Origin of the sequence: Mesotoga sp. Brook.08.YT.4.2.5.2. (assembly GCF_003351125.1) — a bacterium.
In the GTDB taxonomy this organism is placed as follows: domain Bacteria; phylum Thermotogota; class Thermotogae; order Petrotogales; family Kosmotogaceae; genus Mesotoga.
Genome location: NZ_JPGZ01000055.1, coordinates 1 through 20,306, shown reverse-complemented (window position 1 = coordinate 20,306; position 20,306 = coordinate 1). Strand labels below are relative to the sequence as shown.

The following is a 20,306-nucleotide window of genomic DNA, read 5'->3' as shown; positions in this document are numbered from 1 at the left end:
TCCCAGCGTTCAGCGTTCATCGGCTCTTTCACCACGAAGCGGAACTTGACTCGCCGAAGGCGAGACTGGCCTTTGCGAACCAAAGACTGGCCTGGCGTAGCCTGACTGGCTATTTTGTCGCCTCCTGCGAAGCAGCATCACTTCCTCGCGCCAGCGAGCATCACTTCCTGGCGAAGCCAGCCGGTCCTTGCTCTACCCAGCGTTCAGCCCTCAGCGGGTCTAAGGACAGAGCAACCTGTTTTGAAACTAGTTACTCTCTTGGTGCTCTAACTCGGAGAACGGTCAACCGCGTGCTGGTTTTTTCCCACCCATTCCTCAATAACCTCTCTGGCATCATCAAGATCAGCAATGGTGATCGATTCGCCGAGTTTGTCTTCGTAGAAGTTCTGCAAGCTTCCTCCTCTGGAGCTGGAGAGATCGAGGATCATACCTGCTATGATGTATCTTCTGCTTTGCTCTGGTTTGTCGAGGCTCTCGAGTGCCTTGCCTGCGAGAAAGTAGCTTTTCGGAGTCCGGGGATCGAGCCTCAGCAGCTTCTGAGCCCATGCGAGGGCATCGAGAGGCCTGTCAGTATCGAGATAGAGATAAACAAGCTCTTCCACAGCTTTCATGTTATCTTTGTCTTCCCAAAGAGCAGCCCTGAACATAAGTTCGGATTTGTAAGGCTTCTTTCGCTTCTTGTAGATCTTTCCGAGGAAGACCATTCCTTCTATGTCATTCGGTTTCCTGGAATAATGCTCTTCAATGAGAGACTCTGCAGTCTCTGTGTCATCGAAGAGATAGGCGATATGCCCCAGATCCCACAGCTCTTCATCGTTCAGTGTGGGCCATCGCTCGAATTCGCTCGCAACTGATACGCCCTTCTCAGCCTCAGAAGCGCATTGACTACTTTCTCCATTTAGAACTGTTTCTGAAACACTCTCCTTCTTTGAGAGATCGTTTATTATCTCGCGATAAAGCTTGGCCGCTTCTTTCCAACTTCCATCCAGAAGCAGAGCCATCGTCTTGGTTATTCTGTCTTCCATTGCATCACTCCTCTTTCCTTCGCTCTTCTTGCAACTTGGAACTTGTATCTTGGAACTCATCTCTCGTCCATGCCACATACCTCTCCCTCTTCTTCTCGCGGTAGGACTTGACTCCTTCCAGCCGCATGATCGCTGTCCTCTCGCCCAGTCTGCTGAAGATCCTGGCCCCCACGGTTTCATCGAAGTCGGCCAAGTTCAGGTTGGAGGTTATTATAGTTCCCGCCCCTTGTTCATACCTGTGGTTTATCAGTTCGAATATCTTGTCTGTGGTCATCTTGTTTTCCGTCTCGTTGCTGAGGTCGTCAATAACGAGAAGGTCTACTCCTGAACACTCCTGTATCTTCTCGGAAATTGTCTTGAAGTCTCCGATCTTCAGAGACGGAGCGGTTATGAAGGCGACGGTATCTCCCATATTCACCGCCTCTATCGCAATTCCCGCCGCGAGGTGAGTCTTTCCGGTGCCGTAGCCTCCGAGAAGGATGAAGTTCGATCCTATCTTCCACGCCCTGTGTCTCACATACTTCTTCGAGAGGTCCAGCGCCCTTTCAGTCACTTCATCTTCAGCGATGAAGTTGTCCAGTCTTCTCTCCCAAAGTCCTTTGGGAAGAACTTTTATCAGCCTCTCCATGTTCTCCTTTACCCTTCTGAATTCTCTGTATATCGAGCACTCGTACATGAGGTCGCTGTACTGTGGGTCTTCGCTCGCGTAGACTATATACCCCCCGTAAGGGCACTTCTCCGGGCCGGGACAGTTCCTCATGCACTCTTCTATCGCCTCGTCTTTGCTACACGGTGTATTTGAGGAGTTCTTCAAGTGTTTTGGGCTTTTCTCTTGCGGGATTCTTGAACTTTTCGATAGGATCTCTAAACGATCCAGAATCGCTCCAATCTTTTCTTCCATTTCTATTCGCTCTCCTTCCGAATGCGCCCCTTAGAAGAGGCTGCATGAGATATTTGAAGCCGATCTCTTCGAGGACTTCGTGTTTCGATCTGTCTATAGCGATGATCGCAGTCTTTATCTGAGAGGGATAGCATTTATTGAGGGCTTCTCTCAGCAATGGGATCCATTCCCTCTCGAAGGGCCCTATTATCGCCTCCCACGTCTCCATAACGTCTCTCTCGTACCTCGAACAGGAGTCGAGATAGGAGAGATCCTCTTGCTTTCCATCTTCCCTGTCCGGATCATTCCTCTCGAACAGCGGAGCAATCAGACAACCTTCCGCTGAAACTTCTTCCGGAGGTCCGCCTTCGCCTTTATGCGAAGTCTCCATCAAGTTCGATTTGATTCTGGAAACGGCCATTTCGCCGGGAGGAGTGTCTCCGGAAATGAGCTCTTGCGAATCATTCTCCAATCCTGTTTGCACAAGAGAGACTTTCTTCGTGACTTCAGAAATCTCTTCTTTCTCTCCATTCTTAACCCCTTTTTCCGTTGAATCCGAAAGCAAAGCTTTCGTTTCTCCGTAAGGAGAAAGAATGTTTTTTTCTCTTGTTTTGTTTACTTTACTTTTCTTTAGTTTAGTTTTGTTTATATTACTAGCAGGCGTCGGGTAGGCCTCCGGTAGGTCTCCAGTAGGCCTAGAGTAGGTCTCGGGTATGGTCTCATCTTTAATGACGCTGTTCTCTTGTTCATGAACAGACGCTTTCGCAACCGCGCAGGGTGGTGTGTCTAGAGTAGGTCTTGTGTCGGCCTCGGGTAGGTCACGGGTAGGTGTCGGGTGCGCAATTACTGTGTATTTTCCGGGGTTGAATCTGTCGCCCGATTCATAGGAAATGAGTCCCGCCTTGCACAGTCTTCTTCTAGCTCTTGAGAGCTGCCCCTTCGTGCATCCGTATACGCTCTGAACTATCCCGTTTGGAACTATGAAACTCTCGGGCCATCTCGCGTTATTCGCATAGTCGAGTATGAAGAAATAAAGAGACGTCTCAAGAGAGTTGAACTTGTGTATCTTGTTCGCTATCCAAAAGTTGTTAATCAGTTCTATGTAATTCACGGTAAAACCTCCAAATTTGAGTCGTGGTAGCGGGGGCGGCGGGGTAGGGAGTAGGTCAAGATCTTGCGTACCCGCTACCCCCTATCTGCAACCACGCCGTCAACGGTAAACCGTTAACTCTCTTGGGGTTGGTCAAGATCTTACGAGCCCGCTACCCCCTATCTGCAACCACGCCGTCAGGCCTTTCGAAACCTCCTCACCGGCTTCAGTTTCTCTTTCTTCTCGTACGCTTCTTCGGGAAGATAGTCGACCAGCTCGGATAAGTTCCTGAACGTGATGAATTTGAATGGATCAGGAAGGCCAACGACTGTATCCAGAGCAGCCTCTCTATCCAGAAGCCTTATCTGAGTAGGAGCTTCATCGCTCGCGTATTCATAACCATGAAGCTCCACCTTTCCTATCCCTTCCCTGTCTATGAATTCATCTGCGAGCTTCTTCATCTTCTTCGCCCCTTCCTGAAAGGCTACTGTCTTCTGAAGGGTGTTCTTTAGAGAGTCACTGTCACTTATCGTGAGATCCTCTCCCAGCTTCTCCATGAGAGGGCAGAGTGAATGATACAGGCAGTAAGAGCAGTGATCTCCTGCTTCGGGCGAAAAGTCGCTCTGAAGGATCTGGTTTATCCAGGCGTATAGATTGATTCCCGCCTCTTCGAGATTTTCTTTCGTTATCTCTTTCGAGAAGGAAGCGCCCGCTGAAAGAGAGACCCATTCGATCCTGCCTATGTCATATCCCTGTCTCGATAGAGCCCAGGCGTAGATAAAGAGCCTCTCCCAGTCGGGATCGCCAAACCCCGCTTTAAAGTGGCAGAGGGTAAGAGCCTGGTTGACCGTCTCAGGTCCTCCGTCATCCGAAAGACCTAGAAAAGCTGATTCAAGGCTCTTTTTAGCTTCGTTTTCGGGATGAGAAACGAAGAAGTCCGCTTCATGGTTTTTCGCGAAGGACGGGTCCACGCTCTGGGACGAAGGACGAGGGACGTCTTTCCGCTCTTCCTCATAGAGCGCCTGCGCCACTCCCCTAAACACGACTTCCGGTTCATCGAAGGGCACGGGATTGGAGAATCTGTCCAGAGCGAAGGGGATATTGAGAGCAAGAACATCTTTGCTCTTGAGGAATTGAACTCCGAACTCTATCTGCTCCATATCCCTCTTGAGATTCTCTCCAAAGAGAAGGGGAGTAGGGGAGTTACCGAGATAAGCGTTGAACACCGCCCTCAAGATGAGCCCGTTATGTTTTCTTCCCTCTCCCTGAGCTTCTGGCAGGCCTTCAAAATAACGGAGATAGAACCTGTGAGGACATTCCACGAAGGCTTTGATTCGGGAATAGGATAAGGGGAACGGGTGACGGTTCTCCGTCAGCCGTTCTCCGTTCTCCGATTTCTCAGGAGCTAATTGCCTGGAAATGTATGGACAAGAGAGATTCTGTCCTCTTCCTGACACTTCTTCTGCGTGAATTGACGAAGTAATATCACTGTTGCAAAAAGGGTAAACAGAATTAGACCTTTCCCGTTTGAAAGTGATAGTATTTAGTTGTGTCCTGTAATAGTTGTTTCTTGAGAGCGGATCTCCTGCCAGAGGTCCGTTCTCGTTTTTTACTGCCGGATTCATGGCGAATCACCTTCCTTTCATTAGTTCAGTTGCAAGTTCTGAGTTGCAAGTTGCAAGCATCAGAACCGCTGATCGCTGGAAAAACCTTTATCGCTGTACGCTGTGAAGAGACGTCCTTCGTTGCCCGTCCCAGATCGTGGACCCGTCCTTCGTAAAGATCTATCTTCCCAAGCGAAAATAGCGGATCTTTGGACGGTTGACCATCGACGGTTGACCTGTTCTCACTCACACTTCCTCGGTCTCATACGGACTAATGTCGTATCCCAGGTTGTAGAGATACATGAGTTCCTTGAACCTTGGCAGCCTTGAAAGTCTCACATAACAGGTGAACAGGAATTCAACGGGTACTGCCAGTTCCTTCGCGATCCTGTCCGCCTTGTTGAACAGCGGGGTAATCCTCCCGTTTTCGATCGCACAGATATAGTTCTCACTCAGTCCGACCCTTTCCGCCAGCTGCTTCTGAGTCAAACCACTGCGATGGCGTGCCTCTCTGAATATCTCTATTTGCATCCCTCCTTTCGTCCATCTCTTCAGGAAGCGTTAGTGGCGACACTCTCACGCTGAAGCGTTCGAAGAGAAACTCCACAGGCACAGAGAAGATACTCGCTATTCTGTCTGCGAGAAAGAAGTCTTTCAACTCTTCCGGTGACTTCTCGATCCTCGAGTATTTCTGCCTGCTTATCCCAAGCCTCTCTGCGACCTCCTGAATAGACAGTCCCTTATTTCTTCTTAGACGCTTTAAGATCAACATTTAACCTCCTTCGACATAATAGATTCATTGTATTGTGTATTGCCTATGGTCATCAATCAAATACTAGCAAGAAACACGACTAAAGTCCAGAGAAAATGTTATGAAAGTGAGCATTCATGGGAATCATAGAGAGTAACAATTTCGCGAAAAAGTAGAATCTTTTTAAGGATGTTTCTCAAATCTGCTTGTTTTGCCCTTCGTAATGCTTTGAACATATTCCTTGACTGAGAATCAGGTACTTGGCTTTTACAGAGATTTAACGTTATTCTCTTGTCACGTGGCCACGAAGAAGAGCAGTTGCAAGTTGTGAGTTCTCAGTTGTAAGAGAAGAAAGATCCAGGTCTTACTTGCATCTTGCGACTTGTAACTTGCAACTGAAAGAAAAGGAGGAATTTTCATGGGACTTGGCACAACTGTAATGGTAGTAGGAACTGAGAAGTCACTCTCGATCACCTGGGATACAGGTGTCATTGAGGACGACAAACCAGTCCTCTCGAGACAGACTCTCAAGGTCGATTCAGCAATGACTGCTCAGGAGGCTTATGACGCAGCTTACAACATCGCAAGCCTCACCGATTACATCATCGCCGATATCAAGCTAGTAGAAACCCAGACCCTCGGACCGATCGATTAAGAGATTGATGTAAGAGGGTAGAGGCTGGAGGTTAGAAATTCAATAGCTTCTTACCTCTGACCGGTGAAACAATGTAACCGTAGGCCGTAGTCCGTTCGCCGATTAGGATCGAAAATGCAATGCCACTGCACTTTATAGCTCTTTCGGAGGACGGATGACGGTCAACGGAGAACCGTTATTCGAAAGGAGGAACTCAAATGAGAAACCTGAGCGTTAGGTGGTACGATTCAACCGCGAAGAAGTCCAAGGGCTTCTACATAAAGGAGCCCAAGGAGAGTCTCACTCAGTCTGAAGTCGAGACTGTGATGGGAAACCTCATAACTCTGAAGGCAATCCCTTCAAGCTATGCGGTAGACTACGCGGCAGTGATCGATACCCAGAAGAATGAGTTGTTTAACCTCATCTGACCCACGTGGTAGCGGATAGCAGGTAGCAGGTTGGAAAGAACAGGATCGGGGAGAAATCCCCGTCCTGTTTACTTAACGGTCTTCTTCAAAGAGAAGATAAGTCCATTCAAGAGCTTGTGGACTCTGTTCGACAGGGATTCGAACTGCTTGAGATCACCTTCAGACAGGTAACCAAGTTTCACGCTTATCTCCATCTGAGTGGAAAGTTCCATGAGGGAACCGCGGGAAACGTAAAGAAACTTGATCAACTCTTTGGTGTGTTCTCTGCCGTATCCCTCTGCAATGTTTGATGGTACTGAAACAGCAGCCCTCTGCATCTGTGAAACAAGACCGAATCTCTCGTGTTCTGGGAGCTTTCTAGTCAGCGTATAGACTTCAACTACAAGTTCCATAGAACACTTCCACAAATCGAGTTCTCTGAATCTGCCGAACAAGTTCATACCTCCTTGAATAAAAGATCAGAAAGAATTGTAGCAGATTTCCTGTGTTCAGCCAATCAGAGTCTTCTGGTTAAAAAAGATCTGCCCAACCCGCAACCCCCTACCCCCTACCACGATCGCAAAAAGGAGGATTTTATGGATTTCATACGACAATTGATTTCTCTAATAACCGTCTTTGCAAGTTACGTAGAGAGTCCCGGCAATGGGGCTGAGAAGAAAGAGAAAGTGAAACAGATGATAAAGGATGCGCTTCCGGATGAAGAGTGGAAGATCGATCCAGAATTCTTCGACTTCATCCTGGATGTCTTGATTGACCTCGTCGTCATGTTCCTTAACAGGGGACTTTGGAAGACAGCGATGAAGGTGCTGGTAAAGTAATAGCTATTTGCAGATAGCGATTGAGAAACACAATGTTTCTAAGCGACTCGAAAACAAACAAACGCACTGTATTTCACCTTCTTTTTTAACCCGGCATTGATGCCGGGTTCTCTCTTTCATCCGGACACATTGAAATCTTTTGTTAAACATAAAGTGCGCAAGATACAATTGTCTTAGAATATACTGAAGCGCCTTCTTGAGGAGAAGTCAGAAAAGATTGTTAGAAAAACGTTGCTATTGAAAACTATATAGATCGCTAATGTATGCATTAAATGATCCTCATGCCAATCTATGGTGAAAATCCAGCTAGACGACAGCTTTGTTGAATCAAGTCGCATTAAGTTCTCTTCTGCTTAGAGTTTCGGAAATTGAGGTGTTTTATTGTCCATTATCAAATCACAATGGAAAATATGATGTCACTATGGAGACATAATTACCTGATGCGATGAAAGGATACAGAACATTACCGCGTTCAATATACTCGTGTTTTTGTTGCGATGGCAGTTCTAGATTTCTTTTCATTGCTTGATGCAGTACATTTCAGGATCCAAAAAAGCATTCGGACAATGATGTTACCATTCTTTATTTGGAGCAGATTTCCAGAGTATTTGCAAACCAATTAGCAATTTATTCTTACAGATTACTAAATTTGATCCTTATTTTGAAAGCAATGTTACTTATGATAGACTAAGTTATAAGTTCCATTTTGACCTTTTCGACATAAGAAATATGGTATTAGACTCTTGAGGGTGGAGGATCAAAGTGTCTGAATTCACAGCTGTAGATCTTTTTGCAGGTGCTGGAGGCTTCTCTGAAGGGTTTAGAAGGGCTGGGTTTGACGTAGTAGCATATGTAGAGTCAGACATGTACGCAAGTGAGACTCTGCGAACGCGACATCAGTTCTGGCAGCTTTCTGGAGGGGAAGGAACCCGCCGCTATTGGGACTATCTAGAAGGGAAAATTGCTAAAGATGAATTCAGAAAAGTGATCGAAGGAAACGATCCTGTCATAAACATCACTCTTAAGGAGGACACTTTGCCTTTTGTTACGGAGAAGATAAAAGAGATCCTTCTTAATAGCCGTCGGAATAAAGTAGATGTTTTGATCGGGGGTCCCCCCTGCCAGGCATATTCACATATCGGCAGAGCTAGGGATAGGGGGAGAATGCTAAACGATCCGCGAAGGTTTCTGTACAAGTACTATGTCCATTTTCTGAACGCACTTAATCCCTCCGTATTTGTATTTGAGAACGTACCTGGCCTCCTTACAGTCGACGGAGGCAGTTTTTTTGGAAAACTCATAGATGAGTTCAGGCATGCCGGTTATAGTGTTGATTTTAGGCCACATGTCCTAGACTCGTTTGATTTCGGTGTTCTTCAACATAGAAAGAGAGTTGTTATCATCGGATGGCATGAATCAAAATCACTTTCGTATCCGGAATTCCAGAAGGTTCATAGCAATTATCGAGTGATAGAATTGTTGTCTGATCTTCCACCAATTGAACCAGGGCGTTCGTTATCGGAAGATTATTTCGGACCACCGACAGGTTACCTCAAAGACACGAAAATTCGTATTTTATCCGACAGACTTACTCAACATGATACAAGACCACTAAGGGAAGTGGATCGTGAAATTTACAGATATGTGATTAACATCTGGGACACGGAGAAAAGAAGAGTAAGGTATTCGGAGTTACCTGAGCATCTGAAATCCCATAAGAATACTGAGTCCTTCCAAGACAGATTTAAGGTCATTGCTTCGGATCTTGAGTACGCACAATCTGTTGTTGCGCACCTCGCAAAAGATGGGCACTATTTCATTCATCCTTGCGTAAAGCAGGCAAGGTCAATTTCCGTGAGAGAGGCAGCTAGACTGCAATCATTTCCTGATAATTACTATTTTGAAGGGGGAGGTTTGCAGAGATATAGGCAGATTGGCAACGCAGTACCCCCACTAATGGCGGAAAAGATAGCAAGAAAGATCAAGGAGTTGCTTGTGAGCTATGAATCTTCAGGAAGTTCTAGTAGCATGGTTTGCAAAAAATAGGCGTAATTATCTTTGGAGAAATGAGGTCTCTCCTTACAAAGTCATGATTTCTGAGTTTATGTTGCAAAGAACAAGGGCGGAGCAGGTTGTTCCAGTTTTTGAGGAGTTTATTAGGAGATATCCACAACTCTCGTCATTATCGGATGCTGGTGGACAAGATGTGTCTCGAATCTTATCTCCGCTTGGCCTCAGATGGAGATCGGACCATTTCATTAAGGCTGCTCAATTTATTACCAGAGAATATGGAGGGACTTTTCCGGAAAGTGCATCTGCTCTGTTGGAGATTCCGGGAGTTGGGGATTACATTGCAGGTGCAATTCTGACGATTTGCTTTGGAGTTCCTTATCCCGTTATTGATTCGAATATTGCTCGCTTCTTGAACAGATTTCATGGGCTGAATCTTAAGGGAGAAATGAGAAGAAAGAGGGTATTGATCGAGAAGGCACATGAGTTTTTCACATCTAAAGAACCTGGCACGCTTCTCTATTCTATACTTGATTTTACATCGAAAGTTTGCATTTTAAGAGCTCCGAAATGCGATTCGTGCTGCCTAAGAGATATCTGCAGTTATGAAGTGAGCTGGACAGCTACTTCTAGGGAGTGATTCAAGTGAGGGAAGCTTTCGTTTCACGTCTGGCTAGGGAACTTCTCGGGCCTGCTGAAGGACCGACTGAAGAAGTGAATGAAGAACCTTGGAAAAAGTATGTAACAGGTGTCCTGGCTCCAATAAGTGAACTGAAAAGCGAAAGAGTAGAATTCGATAACTCTTCAGTGATTGCTGATGCAATGATCGCTGAATCTCCAGAAGAAGCTCTTAGTGATGACGAAATACAAGATTCAATCCTGATGTCTCCAGCGCTAGATCCCAAGAAGAAGCCAAGTTCGTTTGGAATATCTTTCTATATTAAACGGCAGGCAACTAAAGGCCCGTGGTTTGAATACTGCCTTACATGGGCAACTTACAGTAAGGAGGATTCGTATTACAAGAGACACCCCGCTTACTTCATCGGGCAAATTGAGTCTGAGGGCTGTCAAGAAATATATCTAACTGAATCAGGTGAAAGATGTGATAAGACAAGCGCAAGACTTTCCTTTCGAGTTGTAATAGAAGAGTACAATAATTCTACCTATTCCGCCAATTTGTTCATTTTGAATTCGCGTAAAGGTGACTGGGACTCTGAAGATTATATAATGCAACCCCAGATTAGAATAAGCTGTTGTACACACTCTGAAATTGTTGCCATTTATGATCTATCATTTCCAGGGAATGGGCAAGAAACCGAGGATGGTTTCGAGTCTTTTCTCTACAGAAAACGAAGAGTAAAAGCAAAAGGACATTTGTGCAGTTCAGTCTGGAAAGAGATCGACTGGCAAAGTTCAGAACTGAAATCACTCAATTTATCAATTCCTTTCGTCTGGTCAGATGGAGCCTTTTTGTTAGGTAGTTCTTCCCAGGAGTACGAAAAGTTTTCTGATTGTGATTTGCGATCAGAGTTTCTTCCTATTCATCTAATCGTTTCGCCGACATTTGATTGGCCTGAAGAAATAAGTCCCGAACCCGAGCTCGACACTGAAGAACTTTCCGAATTATCTGACGCTGAATCAGTTGAAGCTGCACTTTCACCAATAATCAATGGTTATAAGAAATGGCTCGAAAGATCCTTTCTTGATGTAAAAGAAGAAATGGCTCTAAGCAATGTACCTCAGGGTTGGACTGAACACATTCTAGAGCAGATAGTCCATGAAAACATGGTTGCAATTGACCGCATGAAAAGAAGTATGGAGATTCTGAAGACAGATGACAATGTACTCCTTTCGTTCTGTTTTGCTATGAAAGCTATGAATCTTCAAGCTCGATGGAAGAAGAAACGCAAACTGGGTGACAAAACTAATAGGGAAACCCCTTTTCTTCGATGGAGACCATTCCAACTTGCGTTCATTCTACTTACTCTAGAGTCTATTGTCGAACCTAACTCTGAATACCGGAAAACATGTGATCTGTTGTGGATACCCACTGGCGGTGGAAAGACAGAAGCCTATCTGGCGATTGCAGCATTTACTATAGCACATAGAAGAAGAAAAGCTCTTATCAGAGGTAGAAACGGTGGGGGAACTACCGTAATTTCACGCTACACTCTTCGATTGCTAACCATCCAACAATACAGAAGAGCTCTAAGTGCCATAACTGCGTGTGAACTGCTTAGAGTTTATGAACGAGACAATGGGAAACGCGGATGGTGTCCATCATCGAAGGAAGAAAATGAAGATATTCTTTGGGGTTCGATTCCTTTTGAAATTGGTTTATGGGTAGGTACAGGTGTGACTCCAAATAAGATTCAGAGTTCAATTGATGTACTGAGCGATAAAGAAGGATTACCTGAGTACAGTACAGGAGAGCCTGCTCAAGTAGTTAGATGTCCATCGTGTGGTAGCATTCTATCGATTCCAAAAGATAGGTCCGATTCCCCTACTTCAGTTGGTCTACCAAAAGACATAGATCATACCATGTTCTTTCTTGTTGGAAGTCAAGATAACATAAAACCAAACATACTTCCTGAAGAGATCAGTACGGATGAATGTGAAGTTAAAAGCATAAATTTCCTTTCTACGAGATCTGAGAAGCACTGGATAATGGTAGTTGTAATTAGAAGCGATAGAACTATCACGAAAAGAACTATTAATGATTGGTGGCATGTTTTCAGACGTGGTAGAAGGTTGACGCTAATGTCGTTAAGCCCTTCGAATCCTGGGTATTACAGTACGAATGACACCGAGGATTTCCATATTATCTGTAATAATCCTGATTGTGATCTGAACAGAAAGTGGTTTGCAGGAATCCCAGTTCGTGATGGCCAGGGTGAAGTTCTTGCAGATGGCTATAGTTTGTATGACTTCGAAACGACTAACGAAAAGTACAAGTGCAACAGAATCCCAATTCCTGCGCTCACTTGTGATGAGCAGATTTACAATCACTGTCCTTCTATGGTGGTTGCTACCGTGGATAAATTTGCGAGGCTTCCATTCGAGCCAAAGACAGCCTCACTGTTTGGTAATGTAAGTAGATGGAACAATGGTACTTGTTATTCTAGAGGAGGGACAACAGGAATTAAGATAGAAGCATTTGGCGGTCCGGAACTGATAATCCAGGATGAGTTGCACCTAATTGACGGTCCTCTTGGAAGCTTAGTTGGTCTGTATGAAAGTGCAGTAGACATTCTTTGTGAAGAGGCTAATGAAAGCCCTGTTAAATATCTTGCGTCTTCAGCGACTGTGAAGAACGCAGAAGATCAAGTTAAAGCTTTGTTCAACAGAAATATGGCTTTGTTTCCTCCTCATGGGTTCGAAGCGGAAGTTCATTTCTTCGTGAGAGAAAGAGAGACCAGCGTACTTGACGATGGGTGCCCTGGTAGGCTGTATATTGGAGTTGCAGCTCCAGGTTTAGGACCGCATACTCCTATAGTAAATATCTGGACCGCACTATTAAGTGCTAAGTTCGAAATAATCCAAAATGATAAGGAAGAAATGCCCTTCTCACAAATGATTGACCCCTACTCTACAGTAATAGGTTATTTCAACGCGATTCGCGAACTTGCTGGAGCAAGAACACTATACCAGCAAGACATTCCGGAGAAGTTCAAATACTCAAATGGAGAAACAGCGGAAAATGATTTCAGTAATTTGATTGAGCTTTCAAGCAGGCGTTCTTCCACAGAATTACCATTCATTCTTGAGGATCTTGAGAAAAATTATCCCGATAACACAGGTGCTCTCTTTGCTACTTCAATGTTTGGCACTGGTGTTGACATCTCTCGTCTAGGTCTAATGGTGGTTAATGGTCAACCAAAAAACACATCCATTTACATTCAAGCTACCGGAAGAGTAGGCAGAAGTGCAGGCGGGCTTATTATAACATTTCTAAGGGCCTCTAGACCGAGAGACCTAAATCACTACGAATTCTTCTGTGCTTATCATAACCAGCTTTACAGGTTTGTAGAACCGGCTACTGTGATGCCTTTTTCACCGGGTGCTATTGAGAACGGAATCGGACCAGTAATTGTCTCTGTCCTTAGAAATATGAGGAACGACAATGGAAACGACTGGAGGAACAATCCTTCGTTGATGAACAACGGCAAGAATTTCTCAGAAGTGAAGAGAGTATGTGATGCCATTATTGAAAGAGCAAAATCCCAACCCCAGATGCGAATTCCGGTCGAAAAGGATGTTAAAGAATGTATTATCAGAAAACTGGAAGAGTGGGCAAAAGTGGCATTCGAAGCGGCAAATGAAAAAGAAAAACTATTCTACAACTCTTACGACAAGTATCGCAAACCGAACTTCCTTGTTTTGGGCGATCTCAAGCAATCCAACGATTTCAGTAGACACATTGCTTTTGGTGATACTCCTCAGTCACTAAGAGAAGTTGAAGGTACCTTTAGGCTGCAAATTGATGGAGGTTTATAGCATGAGTTTTCAAGAAATCCGTTCGTCAGAATTTATATATACACTCGGTCCAGGGGCTATTATTGAGACTACAGAAGGTCCAAGAATCATTCTCAATCTTAAGCAGGGATTATTCAAGAATTATGGATTCGATCCCCAAGAAAATGAAATATCTGATTCTCGTATGTCTTCAAATGAGCTGAATGGAGGAAGGATATTCCAGATTCCTGTGTCTGAAATGGGGAAGAACTACCTGTATTATACGCGTCCGTTTCCTTCGTGGAAATTATGTACTTCGTCTCATGTTGACAGCAAAAAGGGAAGTTTCTCGGTGCTCTATAGAGGACAAACATGTCCTGTCTGCGAAAAGGATTCGTTTAGTGAGCCTATCAGATTTGTAAGTGTTTGTCCAAAAGGTCATCTCGATGATGTAAACTGGGACTGGATTGTGCATGAAGGAGCTCCTTGCAGAAGGAATCCCTATTTCAAATGGTTCGGTGGGCCTGCTTCCCTTCATCTTGTAACAATAGAATGTGGATTCTGCGGCAAGAGCAAGTCGCTCAAGGACATTTATCTCGAAGGAAGTTATAGATGTTCGGGAAGAAGACCAGAAGTTGAAGAATTGAAGTCGACCAGACCTGTTAGAGAGAAATGTACCGAAAATGCCAGAGTGATTCAGAGGCAAGCCTCTAGCGTTAGATTACCAGTTATTAAGACTTTTTTCACAATTCCACCCGTTATTACGGAACTACACAAAATTCTTGAGTCCAACGACGCAATTCTTGCGTTGCTAATGGTCAACCATTACGACGAAGCAAAATTCGCAAGTGATATTCGGCTCTGGATAAAGAACAATCCAAGAAAAACGAACGGCGATTTCTTGAAGATACAGCAATACAGTTTTGGCGATATTGTAAGGGCCTACGTGGATCTCAGCACATATTCTTCTAGTACTACTGACCCCTATAAGCAAGAATTCGACGCTTTAGTTAAGGGAAGCAAAGAAGGGATTCCTTCTATAAGATCTCCAGAAACTGCTTCTAAGAGAGGAAAGAAGTACATTGAAATGGACCCAAACGATGCGTTAGATGTTAAATATACTCCTAGAGATGGAAAAACGATAGAGTTTCGGGTGGTCCCAATAAGGCATCTAAGAACTGTAACTGTTCAGAAGGGATACGTAAGGCTCCCAGGCGACAACGCCAAAGAGGTTGATATCGGGGCAGAGGTTTCAGAGCACGACAGAACGAAGTGGTATCCTGGAATAGAGCATTTTGGGGAAGGAATCTTCATTACGACAAAGAATACGCAGACACCTGTAATGCATAACGAAGTATCTGAGTACTGGTATTCCGCTTGGCAAGAAAGAGATAGCTACGATGCTTCTCTTTTCAGAAGTGAGAAGAAGTATGAGCTCACTCCAGAGTTTGTGTGGTGGCATACGCTCTCTCATCTTCTCATAAGAATAATATCTATATACGCGGGGTATTCATCTGCATCGATACGAGAGCGTATTTACTATGATGAGGGAGACTCAGTAACGGGAGGGATAATCATTTATTCTACTCAAAAGGGTGCTGATGGTACTCTTGGTGGTTTGATTTCCTTGGCTTCCTCAAAAGAAAAATTCTCTTCCATTCTAAACAAAGCATTTGAGCTTTCTTACACTTGTTCGAATGATCCATTGTGCAGTTCTTCAAAGGAGTTCTTTGGGAGAGAAAAAGTGTTTTCAGGTGCTTCCTGTTACGCATGTTGCATGCTTTCAGAGACATCGTGTGAACACAGGAATCTCTGGCTTGATCGCCACTTATTGAGCGGTGATACATAATGGAGTCTGCTTTTGTTACTTCTGGGGTCCTTTTCAGCGGTACTTCTTTTCGCTCCATTGGCCAAGTGATTATGGACTTAATTGACGAGACGGAGAAGGAACTTCTTATTGTTTCTTACACATTCTCTGATTCGGACTCTCGGATATTCGATCACCTGAACAGTGCTGTAAAAAGGGCTCTGAAAATAGATTTTCTTCTGGATAGACGATCTTTAGTTCTCGGAGATGCTCTGGATAGATTTGATAATGAACTTGGGATCAAACCGCATTATTTCGAAGACCTTGGAATAGGGAAGCTTCATGCAAAGGTTATCATTTCGGATAGAAGAAAGGCATTCATAGGATCTTCGAACATCACAATTGGAGGGACTTTGCTTAACCATGAAATAGGAGTGATCACCGCGGGTAGAGAAGTATGGATTCTTGCGGATTTGATTTACTCAGTAATTCATTCGTTGAGGCATTTGGATGTTGAATGATGCAATTCTGGATATTCTACAGAGAACCTTTTCAAAACTGCATTACAGTAATATCTATCATTACTATGAATTGGCGTGTACTCTGCTTGACCAGCAAGATCCGGTTAGAATTGCTCTAAGGAAGTGCCCGGGAGAAGAACTCCTCTGTATTCTGTCAGCATGCCTTGCCCTTTGTAGCAGAAGAATCTCAGATCCCTCTCATAAGAGCCCTAACTATGATTCCCTTGTTGGACGAAGGTTCTATTATACAGGATTGGAGACAAGAGCAAGGCAGATCCCTGTCCTTGAAGGATTCAGAATGGGTGTTCTTGAATTCAGCTTTCCGATACCTGCTACAGGTGCTAGGTCAAGAGGGACACTAAAAAGAACCTGCAATATCGAAACCCACAGATTTGTTGAAATATCTCAGGACTATGCAAGGACCAATAGTTTGACGAGGAGGCAAATGAGATTTCTTGACAAAGCACTTGCAGTATGGGATTTAATCTGTTCCGAGAAGAATGCCGGACATCTGATATCAAAAGAAAGGATCCACTTCACACTAGATGTGATTTCTGATAACGTTAACTCATTATTTAAAGCCATGTCAGGAGCGAATGTAATTCTCCCAGACGATAGTAAAATACCAATGCATTTGCTTTTCCCCTCTGTGAAACCAAAACATGTAGCTAACCGCCAATCTAGTCTGCTTATTCCGGTCATAAACGTATTTTCAAGTTTTGATCAACTTCTAAGGTATTACTCGGAAGCGAGATCAGACCTACTGATAATTGATGGTACTAGAAAATCCGTAGCATCCACTAATGAAATTGCCGATGCAATTGATACTGATATCCTGCCCCCCACCATTTTACTCTATCAGAAGCTTTGTCTGGATAGCATAAGGTTCTTCAACAACTCAGCAGTTGGCATCTATTCAGATTCAGAAAGCAATACAAGCTTTGAGGAAATTGTTTTAGAGGGGGACATCGCTCAGCTACTTAGCGACATATACGTTCTATCTCGAGAACTTAACACACTTCACAGATCATATGAATCTTATGATCTTCTTCATAGAGCTAGGAGGGCATTGATCTCAGTAACCACAAGTAGTGAGGAGTTGAATAATGAAATGCTTGATATAGTGGGGATCTTAATTCCTGAGCAAAAGGGCTTGTGGAACCTTCCTGGGAATCTGAGTTCACTTGTGGAGAGAATAGAGCGTTTTAGGAATAATGACTCAGATAATCTCTCTGGGGAAGTTAAGTCAAATTACCTGCGAGCACTTCTGTGCAGAGATTTCGATAAAAGCAAGTACTACGCTATTGCCGTTGATGAAGCTGATAAAGCGGATGTTGAAAGAATTATTGGTGAAAAGGGTTTGAAAAGTGTGGACGTGTTGTCCAGTTTGGAAGGCAGGTATGATAAGGAATACGAGGAAGTGTATTTATTCTTCTGGAACGCTGATCATGCTGATTCTCTTCTGTTCAGTAGGACTAAGAGAGTTTTCCATGTTCTCTATCCTCTGGAATCAAAATGGAGAAAGCATCACTTAGGAAGTTTCAAGCCTATTCGATATAGTCAGTACGAGAGGCAGTATCAAGGTGAAGGTTTCGATGAAATGGAATTAGCAGGATCTTTGACGAAAATGATTGATATTCATCTGGACTCTTATGTTGATGGTGAATCGTCAGACTTGGCCGACTCAAGCGACAGCAATTTTGAAGGCTACAGGATAGACTTAAGCAATAATAAGTGTTTTTATTCAACCGATAGATCCAGACTAAGAAGGGTCAATTATTCTGAAGAGATTATTGAGTCAGTATCTCCGAATGATCTTGAGGTAGGAGATACTGTTCTTTTCTTTACGGGAACTGACATGGAAATAATTGATTCAGTGTTTGAGAACATGGTCGCAAGAAGGCCTGACAAATACCTTGAAATCAAGAAGCTTTCATCAAAATGGAGGGACGCTCTTTTCAGAATTAAGTTCGAAAATTTGAGACGATTTGCTGCTCGGCTTAATACGTCCTTGGGGTATAAGCATCCTTTTCAGACAATTAGAAGATGGAAAGACGACACAAGAAGCATACGACCTCAGAAACTAGAGGTCATCGATCTGATAGCGGAATTTTCTGAAGACGAGGACTTTCGCTTGATTAAAGACAGAGTGAAAGCAGCGTGCAAGGCAGCTATGGCGCTTAGACTGATGATCGGAAAATCACTGATCTCGAGGACTTCACGATCGCTACTTGATGAGAATGATAGAATTGCACCCGAAATTGAGGACATAATGAACAGCGGTTCTCTTATATTTGCAGAGATTACAGCAATCAAGAGAGAGTTGAATATTCCCGGAAATCTCAAGAACCGGTTCCTCTAGATAACGAATCATCATCATGTTAAAGACTAGTGAAATCAGTTCTGGAAGAAACTTGACAAGTACTTCACTGTGGAAGAAAGTCTACCGGTTACCGGTCCTTCGAGTCTTTGCTGCAGAATATAAGTACCGGTAATTGCAGAGAGTGAATCCCTGAAATTGCAGAGGAGAATTGGCTCTTCCTCAATAAGTAGGAAAAGAGTGAAAGAATGCGTAGAATTGAGTAAGTCACTTATTTTATTATCGAAAGCGGATGAGGGAATTGGAAGAATTACTTAGGTCACTGGACCGGGATCTTGTATTGATTGAGTCTCGAGTGTATGAAGACAGAATAGAACTACATGCAAAGATGGGACGAGAAGAAGCAGTATGTCCATATTGTGGTGCGAAGTCAAAGAGTGTTCACACGATTTATCTGAAAGCATTTTCCGATCTACCTGTTCAGAGTAGACAGTTGACAATAGTACTTCAAAGGAGGGTATTCTTCTGCAAGAATACAGAGTGTGAGAAATCGAAATTCGCAGAGAGATTCAGTTTTGTTGACGATTACGGGAGAAGAACAAAGAGATTGAATGAAAGAATAATCGAGCTGGCGGCAAACATGAGTGCCCTGAAAGCTGAGGGAATAGTTAGTAATGGACTTACCGAAATATCCGACGACACGATTCTGAGGATGTTAAAAAAAACAGGTTATAAATAGAACGCTTCTCAAAACAGTCTGCATAGATGATTTTGCGACCAGGAAGGGCCACACATATGGCACAGTAATGGTGGACTATGAGACCTCGAAGGTTGTAGATATGATTCCATCAAGGGATACTGGCGAAGTTACAGAGTGGTTGAGAGGATATCCCGAAATAGAAGTGGTATCAAGAGATGGGTCAATAGGATATGCGAAGGCTGTAGCAGAAGCTTTGCCCGGGGCACTACAGGTAAGTGATCGTTTTCATCTGGTTAAGAACCTTATGGATGGAGCAAGCGAGTATATTAGGCGCACAATACCTCCCAGAATAAAGCTGAAAGAAGTAGTTGGCGAAAATCAAACAGTGAGAAAACTTACCAAGGCCGAAATCAAACGTAGAGAAACAGAAGAAGCGAAGAATGAGCTTGTTGGGACTGTCAAAGAAATGTACCTGAAGGGATACTCAGTAAGTGCCATTTCCAGAGAACTGAAGATAGATTGCCGGACAGCAAAAAAATACGTTAAGCATCAGGGAAGGATGCTGAGCGCCTCAAGAGAAAGAAGAAGCATACTCGACCCATACAAAGAAACTATAATCACTCTTAATCATGAAAGAAAGACAATAGCCAGCATATTCAGAGTCATCGTTAAAGAAGGATATAAAGGTTCATACAGGAATTTGAACGCATTCTTGGCTGAATACAACGAAGGTTTGGGAAGAAGGCACAGAAAGACTTCTCCCGAAAAGATTCTTAGAAGAGGACTGTTGATCTCATTTCTACACAATGATATCTCAAGGTTCAAAGTGGAAGATCAAGAGAAGATAGAAGAGTATCTCAAGACAAACAAGAACCTTCAAAACCTCTGCTCGGCAGTTAACGACTTCAGAGACATATTTAGAATTAAAGATGATTCAAGGCTCGAAATCTGGTTGGAAAAAGTAAAAAAGTTCAATATCCGTGAGCTAACAACCTTTGCCAGGGGAATAGAAAGAGACATTGAGGCAGTTAAGAATGCGATCAGGACTGAGTTCAGCAATGGAGTCATAGAAGGCGTCATAAACAAGCTTAAGGTGATTAAGCGGATAATGTACGGGAGATGTTCATTTGAACTATTGCGATTGAAGGTGATCATGAGTTAATTCATATAATCTGAGGAAGAGCCGGAGAATTCCCTGTTAATGCAAGAGCCATTGCAACTTCCCCCGGAATTACCTACCCTTGTAGTTAGGACACTATGAGG

Annotated in this window: 18 protein-coding genes; 11 read left to right on the top strand and 7 right to left on the bottom strand. The window is 43.8% G+C overall.

Annotated elements, in window-relative coordinates; all coding sequences use genetic code 11:
• Positions 1-266: 266 nt before the first annotated feature.
• The 6 genes from Q502_RS13245 to Q502_RS13220 form a co-directional block, all read right to left on the bottom strand.
• Complete coding sequence (locus Q502_RS13245; RefSeq protein WP_102819278.1) at positions 267-1,025, bottom strand: M48 family metallopeptidase; 759 nt, start codon at positions 1,023-1,025, stop codon at positions 267-269.
• A gap of 4 nt (positions 1,026-1,029) precedes the next feature.
• On the bottom strand, positions 1,030-1,785 hold the full coding sequence (locus Q502_RS13240) for an ATP-binding protein (protein WP_102819277.1): 756 nt from the start codon (positions 1,783-1,785) through the stop codon (positions 1,030-1,032).
• Between the two features lie 25 nt (positions 1,786-1,810).
• Positions 1,811-3,016 carry a hypothetical protein gene (locus Q502_RS13235; RefSeq protein WP_112109473.1) on the bottom strand — a complete coding sequence of 402 codons (1,206 nt, stop codon included), beginning with the start codon at positions 3,014-3,016 and terminating at the stop codon, positions 1,811-1,813.
• Between the two features lie 176 nt (positions 3,017-3,192).
• Complete coding sequence (locus tag Q502_RS13230; RefSeq protein WP_102819275.1) at positions 3,193-4,620, bottom strand: PD-(D/E)XK nuclease family protein; 1,428 nt, start codon at positions 4,618-4,620, stop codon at positions 3,193-3,195.
• A 225-nt stretch (positions 4,621-4,845) separates the two neighbouring features.
• On the bottom strand, positions 4,846-5,088 hold the full coding sequence (locus Q502_RS13225) for a helix-turn-helix transcriptional regulator (protein ID WP_243392349.1): 243 nt from the start codon (positions 5,086-5,088) through the stop codon (positions 4,846-4,848).
• Positions 5,048-5,368, bottom strand: coding sequence for a helix-turn-helix domain-containing protein (locus Q502_RS13220; protein ID WP_180977974.1), 321 nt, complete (start codon positions 5,366-5,368; stop codon positions 5,048-5,050). The genes Q502_RS13225 and Q502_RS13220 overlap by 41 nt, the downstream gene beginning before the upstream one ends.
• Before the next feature lie 400 nt (positions 5,369-5,768).
• Between Q502_RS13220 and Q502_RS13215 the strand changes: the two genes are divergently transcribed.
• Complete coding sequence (locus Q502_RS13215; RefSeq protein WP_099830178.1) at positions 5,769-6,005, top strand: DUF1659 domain-containing protein; 237 nt, start codon at positions 5,769-5,771, stop codon at positions 6,003-6,005.
• Positions 6,006-6,202: 197 nt separating this feature from the next.
• Positions 6,203-6,412, top strand: a complete 210-nt coding sequence (locus tag Q502_RS13210) for a DUF2922 family protein (protein WP_099831059.1) — start codon at positions 6,203-6,205, stop codon at positions 6,410-6,412.
• Between the two features lie 68 nt (positions 6,413-6,480).
• Here the strand turns inward: Q502_RS13210 and Q502_RS13205 are convergent, their stop codons facing one another.
• Positions 6,481-6,846: a four helix bundle protein gene (locus Q502_RS13205; protein WP_102819273.1), complete on the bottom strand. Its 366-nt coding sequence runs from the start codon at positions 6,844-6,846 to the stop codon at positions 6,481-6,483.
• 141 nt (positions 6,847-6,987) lie between these two features.
• Between Q502_RS13205 and Q502_RS13200 the strand changes: the two genes are divergently transcribed.
• The 9 genes from Q502_RS13200 (at position 6,988) to Q502_RS13160 (ending at position 20,205) form a co-directional block, all read left to right on the top strand.
• Entirely contained in the window at positions 6,988-7,230 is a 243-nt protein-coding gene (locus tag Q502_RS13200; protein WP_103135093.1) for a hypothetical protein, read from the top strand.
• A gap of 762 nt (positions 7,231-7,992) precedes the next feature.
• Positions 7,993-9,276, top strand: coding sequence for a DNA cytosine methyltransferase (locus Q502_RS13195; protein ID WP_102819272.1), 1,284 nt, complete (start codon positions 7,993-7,995; stop codon positions 9,274-9,276).
• Positions 9,233-9,880 (top strand): DNA glycosylase, encoded by a 648-nt coding sequence (locus tag Q502_RS13190; RefSeq protein ID WP_102819271.1) that lies wholly within the window; start codon positions 9,233-9,235, stop codon positions 9,878-9,880. The genes Q502_RS13195 and Q502_RS13190 overlap by 44 nt, the downstream gene beginning before the upstream one ends.
• Before the next feature lie 5 nt (positions 9,881-9,885).
• The gene (gene drmA / locus Q502_RS13185; RefSeq protein ID WP_112109472.1) at positions 9,886-13,737 is read left to right on the top strand and encodes a DISARM system helicase DrmA; all 3,852 of its coding nucleotides are present in this window, start codon (positions 9,886-9,888) and stop codon (positions 13,735-13,737) included.
• A gap of 1 nt (position 13,738) precedes the next feature.
• Positions 13,739-15,544 carry a DUF1998 domain-containing protein gene (drmB, locus tag Q502_RS13180; RefSeq protein WP_180977970.1) on the top strand — a complete coding sequence of 602 codons (1,806 nt, stop codon included), beginning with the start codon at positions 13,739-13,741 and terminating at the stop codon, positions 15,542-15,544.
• On the top strand, positions 15,544-16,023 hold the full coding sequence (locus Q502_RS13175) for a phospholipase D-like domain-containing protein (RefSeq protein ID WP_102819267.1): 480 nt from the start codon (positions 15,544-15,546) through the stop codon (positions 16,021-16,023). The genes drmB and Q502_RS13175 overlap by 1 nt, the downstream gene beginning before the upstream one ends.
• 298 nt (positions 16,024-16,321) lie before the next feature.
• Positions 16,322-18,385 (top strand): DrmE family protein, encoded by a 2,064-nt coding sequence (locus Q502_RS13170; RefSeq protein WP_181456419.1) that lies wholly within the window; start codon positions 16,322-16,324, stop codon positions 18,383-18,385.
• Positions 18,386-18,644: 259 nt separating this feature from the next.
• Positions 18,645-19,082 carry a transposase family protein gene (locus Q502_RS14935; RefSeq protein ID WP_099830067.1) on the top strand — a complete coding sequence of 146 codons (438 nt, stop codon included), beginning with the start codon at positions 18,645-18,647 and terminating at the stop codon, positions 19,080-19,082.
• Positions 19,075-20,205, top strand: a complete 1,131-nt coding sequence (locus Q502_RS13160; RefSeq protein WP_108702529.1) for an ISL3 family transposase — start codon at positions 19,075-19,077, stop codon at positions 20,203-20,205. The genes Q502_RS14935 and Q502_RS13160 overlap by 8 nt, the downstream gene beginning before the upstream one ends.
• The last annotated feature ends 101 nt before the right edge of the window (positions 20,206-20,306 follow it).

Coding starts and splice junctions, on each gene's coding strand:
- Q502_RS13245 (WP_102819278.1), bottom strand. CDS start 1,025: ATGGAAGACAGAATAACCAAGACGATGGCTCTGCTTCTGGATGGAAGT.
- Q502_RS13240 (WP_102819277.1), bottom strand. CDS start 1,785: ATGAGGAACTGTCCCGGCCCGGAGAAGTGCCCTTACGGGGGGTATATA.
- Q502_RS13230 (WP_102819275.1), bottom strand. CDS start 4,620: ATGAATCCGGCAGTAAAAAACGAGAACGGACCTCTGGCAGGAGATCCG.
- Q502_RS13215 (WP_099830178.1), top strand. CDS start 5,769: ATGGGACTTGGCACAACTGTAATGGTAGTAGGAACTGAGAAGTCACTC.
- Q502_RS13210 (WP_099831059.1), top strand. CDS start 6,203: ATGAGAAACCTGAGCGTTAGGTGGTACGATTCAACCGCGAAGAAGTCC.
- Q502_RS13200 (WP_103135093.1), top strand. CDS start 6,988: ATGGATTTCATACGACAATTGATTTCTCTAATAACCGTCTTTGCAAGT.
- Q502_RS13190 (WP_102819271.1), top strand. CDS start 9,233: ATGAATCTTCAGGAAGTTCTAGTAGCATGGTTTGCAAAAAATAGGCGT.
- drmB (WP_180977970.1), top strand. CDS start 13,739: ATGAGTTTTCAAGAAATCCGTTCGTCAGAATTTATATATACACTCGGT.
- Q502_RS13175 (WP_102819267.1), top strand. CDS start 15,544: ATGGAGTCTGCTTTTGTTACTTCTGGGGTCCTTTTCAGCGGTACTTCT.
- Q502_RS13170 (WP_181456419.1), top strand. CDS start 16,322: ATGGGTGTTCTTGAATTCAGCTTTCCGATACCTGCTACAGGTGCTAGG.